General features: G+C 37.0%; 16 protein-coding genes and 1 tRNA gene. All 17 read right to left on the bottom strand.

The window, feature by feature from the left end:
* Nucleotides 1–39: 39 nt before the first annotated feature.
* On the bottom strand, nucleotides 40–1032 hold the full coding sequence (locus tag IPH66_13855) for an AAA family ATPase (protein MBK7130424.1): 993 nt from the start codon (nucleotides 1030–1032) through the stop codon (nucleotides 40–42).
* The gene (locus IPH66_13860; GenBank protein ID MBK7130425.1) at nucleotides 1025–1654 is read right to left on the bottom strand and encodes a nicotinamide mononucleotide transporter; all 630 of its coding nucleotides are present in this window, start codon (nucleotides 1652–1654) and stop codon (nucleotides 1025–1027) included. Before IPH66_13860 ends, IPH66_13855 begins: the two co-directional genes overlap by 8 nt.
* Nucleotides 1654–3648, bottom strand: a complete 1995-nt coding sequence (locus IPH66_13865) for a TonB-dependent receptor (GenBank protein ID MBK7130426.1) — start codon at nucleotides 3646–3648, stop codon at nucleotides 1654–1656. Before IPH66_13865 ends, IPH66_13860 begins: the two co-directional genes overlap by 1 nt.
* Before the next feature lie 72 nt (nucleotides 3649–3720).
* The gene (locus tag IPH66_13870; protein MBK7130427.1) at nucleotides 3721–5175 is read right to left on the bottom strand and encodes a nicotinate phosphoribosyltransferase; all 1455 of its coding nucleotides are present in this window, start codon (nucleotides 5173–5175) and stop codon (nucleotides 3721–3723) included.
* A 37-nt stretch (nucleotides 5176–5212) separates the two neighbouring features.
* On the bottom strand, nucleotides 5213–6055 hold the full coding sequence (locus IPH66_13875) for a ribose-phosphate pyrophosphokinase (GenBank protein MBK7130428.1): 843 nt from the start codon (nucleotides 6053–6055) through the stop codon (nucleotides 5213–5215).
* A 68-nt stretch (nucleotides 6056–6123) separates the two neighbouring features.
* Nucleotides 6124–6816: an NUDIX hydrolase gene (locus IPH66_13880; protein ID MBK7130429.1), complete on the bottom strand. Its 693-nt coding sequence runs from the start codon at nucleotides 6814–6816 to the stop codon at nucleotides 6124–6126.
* Nucleotides 6817–6934: 118 nt separating this feature from the next.
* Nucleotides 6935–7393: an SRPBCC family protein gene (locus IPH66_13885; GenBank protein ID MBK7130430.1), complete on the bottom strand. Its 459-nt coding sequence runs from the start codon at nucleotides 7391–7393 to the stop codon at nucleotides 6935–6937.
* 242 nt (nucleotides 7394–7635) lie between these two features.
* Nucleotides 7636–10014, bottom strand: coding sequence for a T9SS type A sorting domain-containing protein (locus IPH66_13890; GenBank protein ID MBK7130431.1), 2379 nt, complete (start codon nucleotides 10012–10014; stop codon nucleotides 7636–7638).
* Between the two features lie 42 nt (nucleotides 10015–10056).
* Nucleotides 10057–10350, bottom strand: coding sequence for a hypothetical protein (locus IPH66_13895; GenBank protein MBK7130432.1), 294 nt, complete (start codon nucleotides 10348–10350; stop codon nucleotides 10057–10059).
* A 399-nt stretch (nucleotides 10351–10749) separates the two neighbouring features.
* A complete protein-coding gene (locus IPH66_13900; protein MBK7130433.1) occupies nucleotides 10750–10995 on the bottom strand; it encodes a GIY-YIG nuclease family protein in 246 nt (81 codons plus the stop codon).
* Nucleotides 10996–11139: 144 nt separating this feature from the next.
* Nucleotides 11140–11385 carry a GIY-YIG nuclease family protein gene (locus IPH66_13905; protein ID MBK7130434.1) on the bottom strand — a complete coding sequence of 82 codons (246 nt, stop codon included), beginning with the start codon at nucleotides 11383–11385 and terminating at the stop codon, nucleotides 11140–11142.
* A gap of 57 nt (nucleotides 11386–11442) precedes the next feature.
* Nucleotides 11443–11520 (bottom strand) — tRNA-Val (locus tag IPH66_13910).
* Nucleotides 11521–11850: 330 nt separating this feature from the next.
* Complete coding sequence (locus tag IPH66_13915; protein ID MBK7130435.1) at nucleotides 11851–12510, bottom strand: hypothetical protein; 660 nt, start codon at nucleotides 12508–12510, stop codon at nucleotides 11851–11853.
* A 6-nt stretch (nucleotides 12511–12516) separates the two neighbouring features.
* Nucleotides 12517–14199 carry a GMC family oxidoreductase gene (locus tag IPH66_13920; GenBank protein ID MBK7130436.1) on the bottom strand — a complete coding sequence of 561 codons (1683 nt, stop codon included), beginning with the start codon at nucleotides 14197–14199 and terminating at the stop codon, nucleotides 12517–12519.
* Complete coding sequence (locus IPH66_13925) at nucleotides 14196–14819, bottom strand: gluconate 2-dehydrogenase subunit 3 family protein (protein ID MBK7130437.1); 624 nt, start codon at nucleotides 14817–14819, stop codon at nucleotides 14196–14198. The genes IPH66_13920 and IPH66_13925 overlap by 4 nt, the downstream gene beginning before the upstream one ends.
* Nucleotides 14820–15010: 191 nt before the next feature.
* Nucleotides 15011–15226 (bottom strand): hypothetical protein, encoded by a 216-nt coding sequence (locus IPH66_13930; protein MBK7130438.1) that lies wholly within the window; start codon nucleotides 15224–15226, stop codon nucleotides 15011–15013.
* A gap of 156 nt (nucleotides 15227–15382) precedes the next feature.
* Complete coding sequence (locus IPH66_13935) at nucleotides 15383–15991, bottom strand: fumarylacetoacetate hydrolase family protein (protein MBK7130439.1); 609 nt, start codon at nucleotides 15989–15991, stop codon at nucleotides 15383–15385.
* Nucleotides 15992–16004: the final 13 nt, after the last annotated feature.

Consider the following 16004-nt stretch of genomic DNA (forward strand, 5'->3'; position numbering starts at 1 on the left):
TTTAATTAAATTTGGTTTGTACTTTTTCGTTGATCAAAATCAACTAAAATATTTCTTCTTCAGCAATTTTTCAATTTCCTCAATTGCCTTGGTGAAACGTTGGTTCCAGTCTCCTTTAATTTCAATAAGCGTAATTTCGTTTTCATTTAAAATATCGCGATGCGAATGATCTAATAAATTCCGGTTAGTAATATCTAGCCTTGTTCCATCTTGAACGTGTGGCACGTCACTATTAAGGTAAAGGTGAAGATCAGCTTTGTTTGTTTCAAGTATGTTTGAATCAGTTTCAAGTTCCTTTTTAAAAATGAAACGAGCGTATGATTTTGTAATGTGAATGTCTGTATCAATGATGATTAAAGGGTGTTTACCTGTGGCAGCCGTTTCAATTCTTTTGGCGTGTTCAGTTGCAACCAAATGCAGATCATCAAACTGAAATTGATTTGAATCAGGAATTAAATCACGCCCCGCTTCAAATACCGGTGTGCAGTTGTAGTGAGCAGAAAGCTTTTCTGTCAGCGTTGTTTTACCCGTGCTTTCAGTTCCTAGAATAACAACTTTTGTGATGAAAAAACGTTTAACGCTTGCGGGTAAATAATTCCAATGAGCGATAATATCGGCTTTAATTTGCGATGCAGATATTGGCGTGATAGTGCGATCTCTGTCGTATAATAGGTGAGTGATACCCATATTTTCTGCAAGATAATCACCGTACAATTCAGATGTAATTACAACCTGATAATCAGGGAACAATTTTTTAAATGCTTGTGCCCATTTTTGTGAAACATCTCTTGAAGATACAGAGGTATTTGGTAATTCATCAGAACTGTAATGAAAGATTTGTACGTCAATTTTGGGTTCATGAGGATATGATTTTTTAATCCATTCAGCTCTTATTTCGCCATCAATTACTTCAGATGATTCTGCACAAACCAATACAGTAAGTTTATCGCATTTTGTCAATGCAAAACTAATCATGGATTCATGACCTTTATGAAAGGGAAGAAATTTACCGAATACAAATCCTTTATTCATGTCGCATTTGTTTTTTCCATTGAATTAATCCATACAAAGCCAGTATCATGAATAGCATGTATTCAAAAGCCAGAAAGGCAATTTGTTTTTGAAAAAACAAGACAACACAAATTATATCAACGAGTATCCAAACGTACCAGGTTTCAATTTTTTTTCTGGCGAGTAAATATGTAGCCGCAAAACTGAGTATCATGATAGTAGAATCAACAAAAGGATACGCTGCAGGTATTGGAAAAAATGCCGGCATCAGGAGGTGAATTTGCATCATGAATAAACCCATGAGCAAAGTTCCGATTGAAATAAATATTGACAGCTTTATACACAACGCATTATTGCATTTAGAAACTGAGTTTGTTCCTGTATTTTTCTTCCAGTTATACCAGCCGAAAATTGTGACAACAAAGAAAAATATTTGTAGAAACATATCAGCATAAAGTTGCACCTGAAAAAAAAGAATAAATAGAAATAATTCGTTGATAATACCCGTTGTCCAGGTTAAAATATTTGCACGCGTTGCAAGATAAACAGATATGAATCCGAAAGTGGTTCCAATAAACTCAACAAAACTGACTTTGTATCCTATCAGTTCAAAAACGATGAAATGAATATCAAATATGCTCATCAGAAAGTGAAGTTCACTGACGTGAAGAAATTAAGGGGCGCTTGAACAAAATATTTGTTGGTTCCATCGTAGTCAACATAACCCTGATTATAATAGTGTGCATTGGTTAAGTTATTCAAAAAAACGGCGAATTGAAATTTTTTCAATTGCAGATGTGCTCTAAGATTTAGCAGGAAATAACTGTCAACCATTGCGCTATTGGCAAAGTCAATATATGACTTGTGTTGATATCTGCCCATGACACCGAATCTGAAATTTTTAAGTTTGAAAACAATTTCTTGATTAATAATGAGAGGTGGGGTTAAAATGGGTTCAAAAGAAATAGATTGTTCTGTAATATTGCTATAATTAAATGATGATTGGTGATTCAAAATAAGAAACGAATTGATTTCATATTGCAGGCTTAATTCAATTCCGGTTCTGATACTTTGTTCTACATTATTTGTCAGCGCCAAACCATTTGGACCAAATTTTCCATTGAGTACAATTTCATTTGCAAAATCCATAAAATACAAATTAACATCTGTTGTAAGTTTTTTATTTTGGTACCTGAAACCAAGTTCATGATTTTGTACTCTCTCAGGTTTAGTATTGAACAAAAGTGCATTGCCAAGACTGTCTGAAAGAAGATCGTCATTTCCGCCAAACATGTCATTTCGCGTAGGTTCACGACCTGTGCTTCCATAGCTGTAATAGATTCCGGCGTGCTCATTTATTCTAGCATGTACGCCTGCTTTTGGATTAAGAAATTGCCATGTCTGGGTAGGCATTGAAACCAATCCTGAATAACTGAAGTTCACAATGCGGTATTGTATGTCTGCAAAAAAATTAAATTTTTTTAGTTTGTATTCCGCTTTGCTATAAATTGATAATTCATTCTTTGTTCCTGTATTTTGATAGAGTTCACCAAGAGATTTTTCACTACCAATATGGCGTCTACTGTAATTGTTACCATGTATACCGGTGATCCAATTGATGGTTTTTGAGTGATAGGTAAAGTTCGAGAATAATCCGGTAAAATGAGATCTGAATGCATAATTGTATAATTCATTTGTGCTTGGCAATCCGATAAAGTTATTAAAATCAAAATTGTAATTACCATCTAAAAATGTATAGTATAAACTTGAATTTAGATAAAAGTGATTTTTGATACGCCACTGGTTTTGTATTTGAGCAAGGCATTGTAAAAATCGGTCAACTTCTTGTTCAGCGTTTGCATTTGTTCTTTTGTCAACTGCAATCAACGAATCAGAAACACCAAGCCAAGCCATACCATTTTGTTGTTGCCCAAGAAGTATGTTTAGTTTCCAGTCTGAAGATGTTTTGAAGAGACCTGTACTTAAAAAAATGGATTGTGAATTGTTGTGTGCATGATATTTGTAACCATCAGAATATACTTGTGATGCTCGGACATAAAGTGCCTTGTTGTTTTTTAGTCCACTATGGTATTCGCCAAAAAAACGCATCGTATTGAATGATCCATAACCTGCGCCAAAGCTAGAGTGAGCAGTGTCATACAAAATGGGTGAATACAATTGGACACTGCCACCGTAACTTGCGACGCCATTTTTTGTTGTTCCAACTCCTCGTTGAATATGAATTAAGCTTACTGAATTTAAGATGTCGGCATAATTTGAAAAGTAGGCACCCTGGTCTTCCGGCTCATTGAGTGGAACACCGTCTAGGGTTACATTGATTCGGGTTTGATCAATACCTCTGATTCTGAAATATGAATATCCTTGTGGCCCACCACCATCAGAATAATTAGTTACTGATGGTGTTTCTGAAAGCAAAAAAGATGGTTCTTGCCCGGTTGATTTTAATTTCAAATCAGCTTGTCTAATATTCAGGTATGTCACCGGTGTATTATTTTCTGCTTTATATACAATCAGTACTTCATTGACTTGTTTTACCGTATCGTTCTCTTGAATTTGCTGCGCCAACACGGGTAGCATGATGAACAAAAGGACCGCAGTACAAAGTTGTTTTTTCATCGTTATTAATTTTAAAATTCAGATGCCAATTTATCGTCAGAATTTAAAAAGATTTTTTTTTTGAAATTTAATTTATTTCCTAATCCGATTTCTTATTTGATCTAAAGTATAATCTGCAAGTAATTTTCCGTCTCTAAAAATTTCTTTCAGTTCGCCTTGCTTTTCTTCGTTCCAATCAACTTGATCAATTAATTTATAGTTTCCGTTTTCAAGCACTATTTTCATTAATCCTTTTGCAGATTTTTTAGTTCCGTCATCTGTTATGGGATCTTTGAAAATGGAACGACCTTCTCCATTTACTTCACCATAAGTTGCTTTCATGGCAAAGCCGAAAGTGTCACGCGTATTATATTGATAAGTATATGATCCAATACCAAGGACAACGTTTGTTGAAGCGAATCCTTTTTGTTTTAATCGTTCACAAATATCTTTTGCTCTTTCAATGGTAATGCTGTCACCGTAAATAGCACCAATTTGTGGAATGAGTTCCTTGTATCCTTTTGCATTTGTTGTTCCGCCAAAAGTATCCCATAATAATTCAATTACGCCTTTTTTCTCTTGTTCGTTTTTTCCATTGGGGTTTCCGCAAATTATATCAACGGGATCTCCGCTATCAGGGCGAATCACTACTTTGCCTTCTCGTGATTGAATTTCAGATCTTAGTGCCGGTAAATATTCAGATAGTACTTTCCATAAATCCCAAGTGTCTGAAACAATTGATACAATTCCTTTTGGATAAACTTCACAAATCAGTCTTCTGAAAGTACCAAGTTCATCTGACATGGTGCCCATGCACATCACAGAGTGTTCAGTGGCAGCAACAGAACCTCCAATAAGTTCATGATCAGAACTGGCGTTATAATATTTTTCTAGAAAATCAATTGCCGGAATAGTATCTGTTCCGGTGAAGCTGAGAAGATGTCCGGCGGCTGAAGTTAGTGCGGCTTCAATACCCGCCATACCCCGCATTGAAAAATCATGTCCTTGCCAGTTTACAAATTCTGGTGATGATGATGTTTCATGGGCATATTGATCAAGTATTTTTCTGTACTGTCGTGCGATGGTGGCTGATGTACAAGGCATCCAAATAACTGCAGACAACAAGGTTTCAAAATAATTGGTCAACCAAAAAAAGTCAGGGTGTGTATTATATATTGTAAAAATTGGAACTCGTAAAGGTACGCTAACTCCCTCAGGAAGAGCTTTAATTACCATCGGAATATATCCTAGATCATGCAGTGCTTCAATATGCTTGGTGCCTACCTGATTTTCTCCAAGATAATTGTTGATGCGTCGGTTGTATTCTGAAATTATTTTTGACTTCGGTTGCTTGAAAAAATGATTTTCAAAATCTTCTAATATGTATTTTTTTATAAAATATTGCAGACCAAAAAACACTACTTCGTCAATGTTTTCAATTCTACTTTTTCTTGGTGTCCAGTTGGAGTACACAAGAGTGGTTCCTTCAGGATATTGCCTGCGATGATCTACCTTGTAGCCATCAGTAAGTAAGAGTGGATTATGCATATTTATATCTAGTTAAAATTTATTTTTACTTATTGTTTCATGATAATATTTGGTCGTTGATCAGTATTTGTGTTAGGCATGGATGTGACAATTCTTTCACTGAATTTGTTGTGAAGATTTTAGTGAAACACGTTGACAATTCATCAAATCCTTTACTAAAAATGCCATGTGATACTGCCAAGTATAATTTACCGGCATTTTTCTTCTTAAACTCTTCCGTCAATCCAATGAAGGTGCTTCCACCATCACAAATGTCATCAACAATCAGACATGCTTTATCTTGTAGGTTGTCTGTGTAGACCTGAAATCCAGAAATTTTTCCGGTCTTAACATCTCTTCTTTTACTACATTCTACAACTGGAATTCCTCCCAGATAATGTGATACTTTGTAGATTTTTTTAAGTGCTCCGCCATCCGGCGAGATCAAAATCAGCTCTTCGTTAATTTGACTCATAACCTGTTTGATAAACGCATGATTAGGAATAGATATACAATTATTTAAAACAGCCGGTGTCACTTCAGAATGGGCATCCAATACTACCACGCACTGAGCATTTATTTGATTGATGATCTCAGCATAAACTTTAACTGAAAGTGGTTCACCCGTTACCATCACACGATCTTGTCTGGCTGCAGGAAAATAGGGAATTATTAGTTTCTCAATCTTCACTTGCATGCGGTTGAGAGCATCTGCTGCAAGACATAGAAGTCCTAAATCATTGAATGAGTTTATCCGATGTGTCAACGTAACGCTGCTGCCTGCGGCTAGGTCTGATGTTATTCTTATGTGTGGTTCTCCACCGGGAAAAAGAAATTGTTGAAACGATATTTCCTGTCCTTGTTGTGGTTTAAAATTTGAATCTAGATTAAGTGTTTTCATATTACTTTGTGTATGTATTACGCAAATGTAGGCATTTAATTTGTTCCTGTCAATACATTGTGTGAAAATTACGCAAAATGTATTTCGAAGTAAAAACCCGACTGAACCAATTTGGTGTATTTTGACTTGTTAAACCTGAAAAGCTTTGCAGGTCTTCCGCTTTTTCTTTGCGAATACCTAGGTGTTTCTTCAATAATGCCGTAGCTCATTATTTTTTTTCTAAAATTTCTGCGGTCAATTTCTTTTTCTAAAATTGTACTGTATAAATTTTCAAGATCAGAGAATAAAAATTCTTTTGGCAATAGATCAAATCCGATGGGTTGATAAGTCAGCTTGTTTTGTAAGCGCAACACCGCGGTTTGTATCATAGCACGATGATCGAAGGCCAATTTTGGTAATTTTTTTAGTGAATACCACGCTGCCTCTTTTGCATCAGTATCAGCAACGGGGAATAATTGGTCAGAATTTACCAGCGCAAAATATGCGACGGAAATGACTCTCGCTCTTGGATCGCGATTGATTTGGTCTCCGAAGGTGTATAGTTGCTCAAGGTAATTTACTTTTATTCCTGCTTCTTCATATAATTCTCGCACAACCGCATCGCGCAAGGCCTCGTTGTTTTTAACGAATCCACCCGCAAGCGCCCATTGATTTTTTAGTTTACCAAATTTTTGTTTGATTAGTAAAACTTTCAAGTCGTTTTCAGAATAACCGAAAACAATAGCATCTACTGCTACTTTGATGTTTTGAGAAATTTTCATACTTGCGTAAATATTACACTAATGTATGAAAAATATAATTCTATTATTTAAGAGAGAATAATCAACAGTTTTCTAGAAACAAACTTGGTTAGCATGTGATTTTAATCGAACCTTTTGGTTAAACAAAAATTTCCTCAAGCGCTTTCATTCTAAAATCAAAAATCTGATGGAGTTTTTTTCTGATGAAAAGTGAATTGGCAATGGCGCCAAAAAAGCCCAAGGGCGGCATATAGGTAATGATGTCTGTCATTAGTACACCACCTTCAGTAGGTTCAATTTTATGCTGATGATGCCAGAGCTTGTAAGGTCCAACACGTTGTTCATCTACAAAATAATATTCAGGTTTCACCTGGGTAATTTCTGTCATCCATTGCATGGACAATCCGGCAAGCGGTTTTACACTATAGGTGATAATCATGCCGGCATACATGGTTTCAGCCACTTGTTCACTTGTCATTTTGAATTCCATAGAAGTCGGCGTAATTTTGCTCAAGTTTTCAGGCCGAGAAATGAAATCCCATACTTGTTTAACATTCGCCGGTATTTTTTGAGTACGTGTGAATTGGTAGAAAGGCATTTGTTTTTTTTTGTGATTGTTTATACCCAATAACAATTAATCACGGTGAATGTTTGAGAGAAATGTACTACGTATACACAGATTGGGATCTGCGGAGTGGGGACCGTATGTTTTGTAGCGGGTTGGGTGCATGTTCACGTTAGCACTTGATGCGGAATAATTGAAAATTATATTGCGCGATAAGAGCGCAAAAAAAGGAGAGTTGAATTTCAACTCTCCTTCCCTTTTATTGATAAAAGCTGTTAGTTCAATGCAACTTTGGTGTAATATATTTTTTCACCAACTTGAATTTTTACTAAGTACATACCGTCAGCAAGATTTGTCAAATCAATTTCGTTTGAATTATTTCCGGCTGTGATATTCATCGTTTTAAAATACACAACTTGTCCGGCAGAATTCAATATTTCTACTGCAACATTGTTATGATTTTCGGCAGATTCAACAGTTAATTGTACCAAGCCATTTGAAGGGTTTGGATAAATTGTGAATCCGAAATCAGCATCTGCTTCATTAATCCCAACTTGAGATGAAACAACCACTTCAAGAGTGTCATAACATCCGTTCATATCTGTTACAGTAACAATGTATGTACCCCCAGCCAATCCTGATAAATCTTCAGTAGTACTTCCATTGTCCCAGTCAAATGTGAATCCCGGAGTTCCGCCTGATACAGTTAGATCAATTGTTCCATCATTTCCTAAAAGTTCATCTGTAGAAGTAGATGAAATGAGTACATCAGGAGAAGTAAATACATCAATTGAATTGCTGGTTCCGCACAAGGTATTTGTCAGGGTATATGTTCCTGGTGTTGAAACTATAATTGAATCAGTTGTTTCAGTAGTACTCCAAGATGAATATCCCATACCAGGCGCAATGTCTGAAGATAGTGTCACATCATGACCGTTGCACAAGTATGCAGAATTCATTGCGTTAATTACTGGAGTTCCCATTACATGCATTTCAAATGTTTCAGATAGTGTACAAATATCATAAGTAACTAAATGTACACCTACACCAGCAACTACGGGATCAAAGATATTTCCTTGATTATAAACCTGTGCAAATACGCCGGCAAAGTTTCCTGAAAAAGCAGTGTATTCAATTGATATAGTATTTGTTCCTCCAAAGTTCCAGTTTGTTTGTATTGCAGGATCAGTAGCAGTAATGTATTCAATATTTGAACCTGCTACCGGAGTACAAGAACAAGTATTTGGATATTGTCCGGCAATGGTTTCAACTAAAACTCCGTTTACGTAAATATTCCAGCTATATGCGGCATCACAAGATGTATGGGCAAAGGTGAATCTGATACTATCAATCATCGTTGCGGTATTTTGTAAACTAAAAGCAGTTGAGTTAAACATAGTACCACCAATAATGCCTTCAGTGCATAAGTCACCACCCCAGGTTAATGTATCTTCAAGACCTGCGCCCGGTGCATCCATTATTTTCACGGTATCAATGTTGAGACCTCCGCTAATTACTCCAACACCGGACCAAACTCCTTGACTTGCATCATTAGGACTTGGATTAGTAATAGGCACAGCATAGAGCGTAACTGGCGCATCACCTTCGCACATGGCAAGTGGAGAAGTTAAGTTTGTAATAGATGCTACAGTAACATTGATGGTATCTGAATCAGTGCATCCGCCTCCATCAACAATGTCAACGTAATATTGTCCTCCACCTGAAATAGCTAAAGAATCATCAGTAGATAAATCATTCCATAAATAAGTTGCCATACCAAATGCCGGCGACACATAAGCAGTTTCACCGGGACAAAGAGAAAAATCTGTTCCAAGATTTGCTGTTACTGCAGTGGTAACAGTAATGTTTGCAGTAGCACAATAGGTTGGAATGAAAGCAACATAGTCATTAGAAATTGACCAACTTGCAGCATTTCTGCCTGTCACTGCATATCCAGTTGACCCATTGAAATTCTCAATACCCATGGTGTGAGTTCCTCCATCAGAAGGCATAGAGGTTGTGTGAATTTCAATCACGTTGGTTGTTTCATACAAATGTACTTGAGTAGTTATTGCATTTCCACCGCCATAGTGTTGAACATTGTAAAATTCAACAATCAATTTTTGGTTTGGCGCTGTACCCGTGGTAAGATATCTAACTGAACCACCTAATCCTGGATGTATGTCTTCCCATGCAAATGCAATCATGTTGTCAGGATTACCTAATGTAGGAATAGTTTGACCAGAGCAACATCCATTTGACATGCCCGCACTGAATCCAATAAATCCATTAGATGAAATATAAAAATCAGTATAATCAACACCAAAAAAGTTGAATGTAAAACCAATTGGTAAAACACCAGTGACTTGATCATCTCCTAACGAAACTGATGTTCCCGCAATTGGTCCAGGCATTGGACTGTATGTTCCGGTTTGATCAATGGTATATAAATTTGGTGCGTACATTGGGTCAACAACAAAAAGTGTATGAGTACCAACTCCGGCAACTAAAGGATCAAAGCTGCCACCAGATACTCCTGGACCAACTAATGTGCCGCCGCTAACAACAGGTGTTTGAGCTGTGCCATTCACACAGGTAGGACTGTTAAGCCCGGTAATTGAACATTGATTCCAACCAGTTGTAGCAATTGCCACCACCGGAATAATACTTAAAAATATTTTTTCATGTTTTTCAATTTAACGGGTTTCTACTACGATTGCATTTTCAAAACGCCACAACTGTTGACGGAGATAATTGACACGAACAGAATCATTCGCATTTTTCAAAATCTCTTCTTTAAGAGCTGAAATTTTTCCGGGCACAGTGCTGTCCAATTCTGCTTGACTTGAAAAAGTTACCGGTTGACCATCTGCTGGTTTAATGCCCGTGAGGATTGGATTCTGTTCGGTTTGAACAGTCTCCTGCGCATAGGCTTGGTGAATCGTCATTCCACCAAACAAGAGGCTTAGAATAATTAGAGTTTTTTTCATATTGTAGATTTAGTTTCAGGCAAATGTATGTCATTTGTTTAATGTGAGCAAGTGCTTTTAATTCAATGTTTTCGACAATTAATGATTGGTAAAGTTGGGGGGGGTAATTGGCATGATGATTTGTGTTGTGTTTTCTAATTCGTTCTATTAAATCATCTCTGGTAAAACCGATGCAATATTTGTTTTTGCTTTTTGATTAAAGGATATAAGTTGTGTAAGTCATTCAAAAAAAATTAGGCAAAAAAAAACGAGTTGATAAAGCCATCTCGTTTTTTGTGAATGTAAGAATTGCGGGATTCCCTGTCTGCCTGATGATCAACTTTATTATCGAATGATTTCTTTCAGATAGGCAGGGAACCCCCGACCCTCCCGACGTAAAGTCGGGATGCTCTGAACCAGCTATTGAGAAATTAATTTTTCAATCATTTTTCTGGACTTCCACTTTTTGATTTGTAGTTCTCTTTGTCGGGCGTATTGCACAGAATTGAAGGATTCATGGTAAATCAATATCCAATCACCTGTTCCACCGGTGAATCCATGATGATTTGAATTATGTCTTCTTATTCGTTCATGCAATTCGTCACCAGTTGATCCGATGTAATATTTGTTTTTGATTTCGGAGTATAGAATATAGGTAGTATACATTTAAAAAGTTTAGAGCAAAAAAAAACGAGATGGTTTATCATCTCGTTTTTTATTAGTTGGTGGGAATTGAGGGATTGACTAAGGTCGAACTTACGTTTCGAACCCCCGACCCTCCCGACGTAAAGTCGGGATGCTCTGAACCAGCTATTGAGAAATTAATTTTTCAATCATTTTTCTGGACTTCCACTTTTTGATTTGTAGTTCTCTTTGTCGGGCGTATTGCACAGAATTGAAGGATTCATGGTAAATCAATATCCAATCACCTGTTCCACCAGTGAATCCATGATGATTTGAATTATGTCTTCTTATTCGTTCATGCAATTCGTCACCAGTTGATCCGATGTAATATTTGTTTTTGATTTCAGAGTATAGAATATAGGTAGTATACATTTAAAAAGTTTAGAGCAAAAAAAAACGAGATGGTTTATCATCTCGTTTTTTATTAGTTGGTGGGAATTGAGGGATTCGAACCCCCGACCCTCTGCTTGTAAGGCAGATGCTCTGAACCAGCTGAGCTAAATTCCCAATACGTTTATTTTTTATTTCAGCTACCCCGACCCTCCCGACTTTTTGTCGGGATGCTCTGAACCAGCTGAGCTAAATTCCCAATACGTTTATTTTTTATTTCAGCTACCCCGACCCTCCCGACTTTTCGTCGGGATGCTCTGAACCAGCTGAGCTAAATTCCCAATACGTTTATTTTTTATTTCAGCTACCCCGACCCTCCCGACTTTTCGTCGGGATGCTCTGAACCAGCTGAGCTAAATTCCCAATAAAATTCCTCCGTTTTCGTTTAAACGGGATGCAAATATAGTCAGGTTTTTATTAATCGCAAAAAAATCTAAAAATTTCTGATTATTCTTTAACGGGTTTATCAACTACATGCCAAGTATCATTGTAACTTCCAGCGGTTTGGAAATGATATTCCTTCTCTTGAAAAATTAGGCCTAAAGGAATTCCAACTCCTAATGCGCATGCGCTGTACAGTTCAAAACGCCAAAAACGTTGCCAGTTATAATTTTTAAAGCTTCCGTTATTCATGCCAATAAAAGGGGCTACCCACATAGCGTTAATAGCTGCCAAATAGCTTATTCCAACTCCAATTCCAAAAAAAACACTTTTTGTTTTGGTTTGGTGAAACATACTGATTGAAATATCCGGATTAGGATTTGTATAATTTAGCATCAAGGATGAATCCTCATCAAGCCAAATAGATTTATCAAATGAATAATATCCTTTATCGTTATCGGTAGAATAGCTTTCAGAATAATCATCAAAAATGAACTCAACTTGTTTCTCACCAAATAAGCATTTCTCAGGAGCATCGGATGAGTAGGTGATGTACGACGTGAAAGCTGAGTCTATTGCAAACTCAAGATTACTGGTGTGGTCTAAGTTAATTTTTTTAATTTTTCCTGTTGCATCATTTTCTAGGTAGAGAAATTTACTTTCGTTTTGTCCAAAGATTGGTAAAACTGCGCAAACGGAAATAAGGGTGAAGTAAAGTTTAAACATAATAGATCAATGAATATTTTGTAAATGTAATTTTATTTTCTCAGCCACCCTAAACGCATTGGCATATATTGTAAAGGTGTACGGTACGCTGCCGCCCGTTGGCATAAAACTTCCATCCGTTATATAGAGATTAGGCACTTCATGTGATTTACAATTCTTATCCAACACTGATTTTTTTGGATCATTGCCAAAGCGACAACCTCCTGCCTGCAAATTTTCAGGTGGTGATGATGTTGTTCCACCGCTCACATTTTTTGCACCCATTTCAGTGAGTATTTCTTTTCCAATTTCTACTAAAAAATTACCTGGTTCACGATTTGCCGGATGATATCCTAACCGCACTCGTGCGACCGGATCTCCCCATTTATCTTTATATTCAGAATCAAGTGCAACATAACAATCATCATGTGGTATCCAATCACAAAATACTTCAAACCGCACGCGTTTTTGTTCTGTGAAATAAACCTGAAGTTTGCGCTTGAATGCTGAACCATACACTAATTTTCCGTCTTCTTTTTTCAGTCGAATGGATTTTGGCATTGGGTTGGAGTGTTCAAGTAAAAAATCAATCGTGCCACCTTTTATTTTTTTTCCTGTTCCTGGTTGATTAATTTCATAAAACTGCTGAATGGCTCTGTTTACAAAAGTCATTGGATTATTTATTTCAGCAATTTTTTCAGTTGCAAAATCTTCAAATTGAATATTGCCACTACCTGTGCCAATGGCTGAGAAAAGTAAATTTTTTCCAACTTGTCCGCTGTTGTTTGATAGGCCATTTGGGCAAGATGGGTTTTTACTCATCAGCAAAAGGCGACACGTTTCTATTGCCTGGGCCGCCACAACAAATAGTTTTGCTTCAGCTGATTTTTTTTCTCCATTCAACGTGTAATACCACGCTTTTACAATTCGGTTTTCTGAATCAGTTTCCAAGTGAAAAACTTTTGAATCAGCCATAACCTGAACACGCCCCGTTTTAAGTGCAGGATTAATAAGTGCAGCACGCGAACTGCTTTTGCCATCTGACGAACATCCGAAACTTCCGCAGTAATTTGATAGATAACATGCATTCCGATCTTCATGCGGTTGAGAAATAATGCCTCTTGGCGCCGGTATCATTTCGTATCCTTTTTTTAATGCCGCGGCAGAAAACCAATCAGCAATTTTATTTGTTTCAAGCGGAGGAAAAATAAAGTCTTCACTGCTGCGTGGTTCTAAAAATTTGTGCTGAATTACTTTGCCTGAAACGCCTACCACTTGTTCAACTTTGGTGTAATATGGCTCCAGTTCATCATACGTGATTGGCCAGTTTTCTATATTGCTTCCTTCAATTTTTTCAAATGTTGTGGCCAATATAAAATCATTGGGTTTCATGCGATGAAAGTAGGCGCTCATAAAATTGGATGATCCTCCCACGGCTGATCCATTCCAAAAATCACGACGACTTTCATGAGTGGGCATTGCGGTCCATTCACCATTGGCGTTTTGTGTTTCTAATACGTGAAATTCATCTTTAAAAGCGGGCGTGTAAATGGCGCGTCGGGTAGCCGTCATTTCATCTTTGGTAAAATGTTCTGTCTTAAACCAAGGACCTTTTTCAAGTACTAATACATCAAAACCTGCAAGGGCAAGTTCGTAAATGACTGGTCCGGCACCTGCGCCACTGCCTATGATACATACATCGTATTTCATAGGTTGGTATGGTCTTTACGAACAGTTTGCATGATCTGATCATAACGGGTTTCTTCGTTTGCTCTTGGCAAACCGGGGGTGTGTTGTAGCCATTTCCATCCTGCTTCATTTGCATTTGCTCCATAGATAGGATCAAGCAATAAGGCTTCTAAAATATATGTCAGCACAACAGAACACCATTCGTTTCCGTTTTCAGTTTCAATAAATGTTGCTATGATTTGTGTTTGCTGTTCAGGGGTTCCATTTGAGAACTCTTCCTCAATAATTTTTTTTGAAAAATTATCCAATTCTTCCATGCCTTCAGTGAGAATGGTTTTATTTTTTTCATAGGCACCTTCATCAGTTTGAACCCAGGTGATATAATCAAATGCGTTTATGTCTGAGCAGCTTGGACCGTTACCGTCAGCAGGGAATAATACTTCCATGGCAAATTTCAAAATACCTTCTTGCCTTGCGGTAAAAATTTTATTGCCATTGAATTGAAGAGATGAAGTGCAGGCTTCTAAAAAACTAATTTGAGATAGGGTTCCTGCAATCAAACCTGCGCGAATAATTTCACGACGATTAGTTTGCCACTCAAACAAGGTATCAGCAAGTTTATTCTTTGACGGATTACTCACTTGGGTTAGGTTTTATGAGTTCTTTTTTTCTTCAGAATTATTTCAGCAGTCACCGGTAACTTCTATTCAAGATGATGTGTATATAATGCGTGTAGTGAAGTTACAAAACAATTGCAAATAATGAAGTTGGTATAGGAGCAAAAAAAAACCCTGCTTGCTTAGCAAACAGGGTTTTTAAATTTCAACGATTCTTAGTGAGTAGCTTCACCTTCAGCTGGAGCATCACAAGCTTCCATTGTAGAGTCTGTAGGAGCAGGCTCAGTTGTAGCAGGCTCAGTTGTAGCAGGCTCAGTTGTAGCTGGAGTTTCAGCAGGAGTTTCAGTAGTTTCTTCTTTAGCACCACCGCAAGCAGCCATAGCAACAGCTGCAAAAACAACGAATCCGAATTTTACCAATTCTTTTTTCATACTTTTCTTTTTTTTAGATTAACAATTGATTAACTATTGATTTCTTTAACGCTGCAAACGTATGGAGAAAATTGGGATTTACAGTCATTTACGGGCGCATTGAGCCCAATTCAAGGCATATCTTAACAACTTTTAACAATTGTTGATGCCCCTGTTTTAGCGGATTACAAGGTCAAAAAGTTTTGAATCTCCAATAAAACCTGACAGTTTATCACCTAATGCTACTGCACTAACTCCTTCGGGTGTACCGGTGTAAATTAGGTCTCCTTGTTTGAGGGTAATGTATTTAGATACGTGCGCAATCAATTGATCAATGGAGAAAATCATGTCTTTGGTATTCCCTTTTTGAACCGGTTGACCATTTTTTGTCAATGAGAATTCCAGATTATTTAGATTGATTTTTGTTTTGTCTAACCATTGGTTTGATAATACCGCACTGTTGTCAAATGCTTTTGCTTTTTCCCAAGGCAAGCCATTTTCTTTGCAGTGTTTTTGAATATCTCTGGCAGTGAAATCAATTCCCAGGCTTATTTCTTGATAATATCCTGAAGCAAATTCAGCATCTATGTGTTTACCATTTTTAGAGATTTTGACAACAACCTCAATTTCATGATGCAAATCTTTTGTGAAATCAGGCAAATAAAAATCTGTTTCACGATGCAATGCTGTGTCCGGTTTCATGAAAAAAATTGGTTCTTTCGGTAAAGGGCTGTTCATCTCTTTTGCGTGATCAGCATAATTTCTTCCAATGCAAATTATTTTCATATTTCATCAAGAT

This window comes from Crocinitomicaceae bacterium (assembly GCA_016708105.1).
In the GTDB taxonomy this organism is placed as follows: domain Bacteria; phylum Bacteroidota; class Bacteroidia; order Flavobacteriales_D; family Crocinitomicaceae; genus JADJGJ01.

Bases quoted from the DNA above. Each gene is read 5' to 3' on its own strand.
- IPH66_13855 (MBK7130424.1), bottom strand. From the start codon at position 1,032: ATGAATAAAGGATTTGTATTCGGTAAATTTCTTCCCTTTCATAAAGGT.
- IPH66_13860 (MBK7130425.1), bottom strand. From the start codon at position 1,654: ATGAGCATATTTGATATTCATTTCATCGTTTTTGAACTGATAGGATAC.
- IPH66_13865 (MBK7130426.1), bottom strand. From the start codon at position 3,648: ATGAAAAAACAACTTTGTACTGCGGTCCTTTTGTTCATCATGCTACCC.
- IPH66_13870 (MBK7130427.1), bottom strand. From the start codon at position 5,175: ATGCATAATCCACTCTTACTTACTGATGGCTACAAGGTAGATCATCGC.
- IPH66_13875 (MBK7130428.1), bottom strand. From the start codon at position 6,055: ATGAAAACACTTAATCTAGATTCAAATTTTAAACCACAACAAGGACAG.
- IPH66_13880 (MBK7130429.1), bottom strand. From the start codon at position 6,816: ATGAAAATTTCTCAAAACATCAAAGTAGCAGTAGATGCTATTGTTTTC.
- IPH66_13885 (MBK7130430.1), bottom strand. From the start codon at position 7,393: ATGCCTTTCTACCAATTCACACGTACTCAAAAAATACCGGCGAATGTT.
- IPH66_13895 (MBK7130432.1), bottom strand. From the start codon at position 10,350: ATGAAAAAAACTCTAATTATTCTAAGCCTCTTGTTTGGTGGAATGACG.
- IPH66_13900 (MBK7130433.1), bottom strand. From the start codon at position 10,995: ATGTATACTACCTATATTCTATACTCCGAAATCAAAAACAAATATTAC.
- IPH66_13905 (MBK7130434.1), bottom strand. From the start codon at position 11,385: ATGTATACTACCTATATTCTATACTCTGAAATCAAAAACAAATATTAC.
- IPH66_13915 (MBK7130435.1), bottom strand. From the start codon at position 12,510: ATGTTTAAACTTTACTTCACCCTTATTTCCGTTTGCGCAGTTTTACCA.
- IPH66_13920 (MBK7130436.1), bottom strand. From the start codon at position 14,199: ATGAAATACGATGTATGTATCATAGGCAGTGGCGCAGGTGCCGGACCA.
- IPH66_13930 (MBK7130438.1), bottom strand. From the start codon at position 15,226: ATGAAAAAAGAATTGGTAAAATTCGGATTCGTTGTTTTTGCAGCTGTT.
- IPH66_13935 (MBK7130439.1), bottom strand. From the start codon at position 15,991: ATGAAAATAATTTGCATTGGAAGAAATTATGCTGATCACGCAAAAGAG.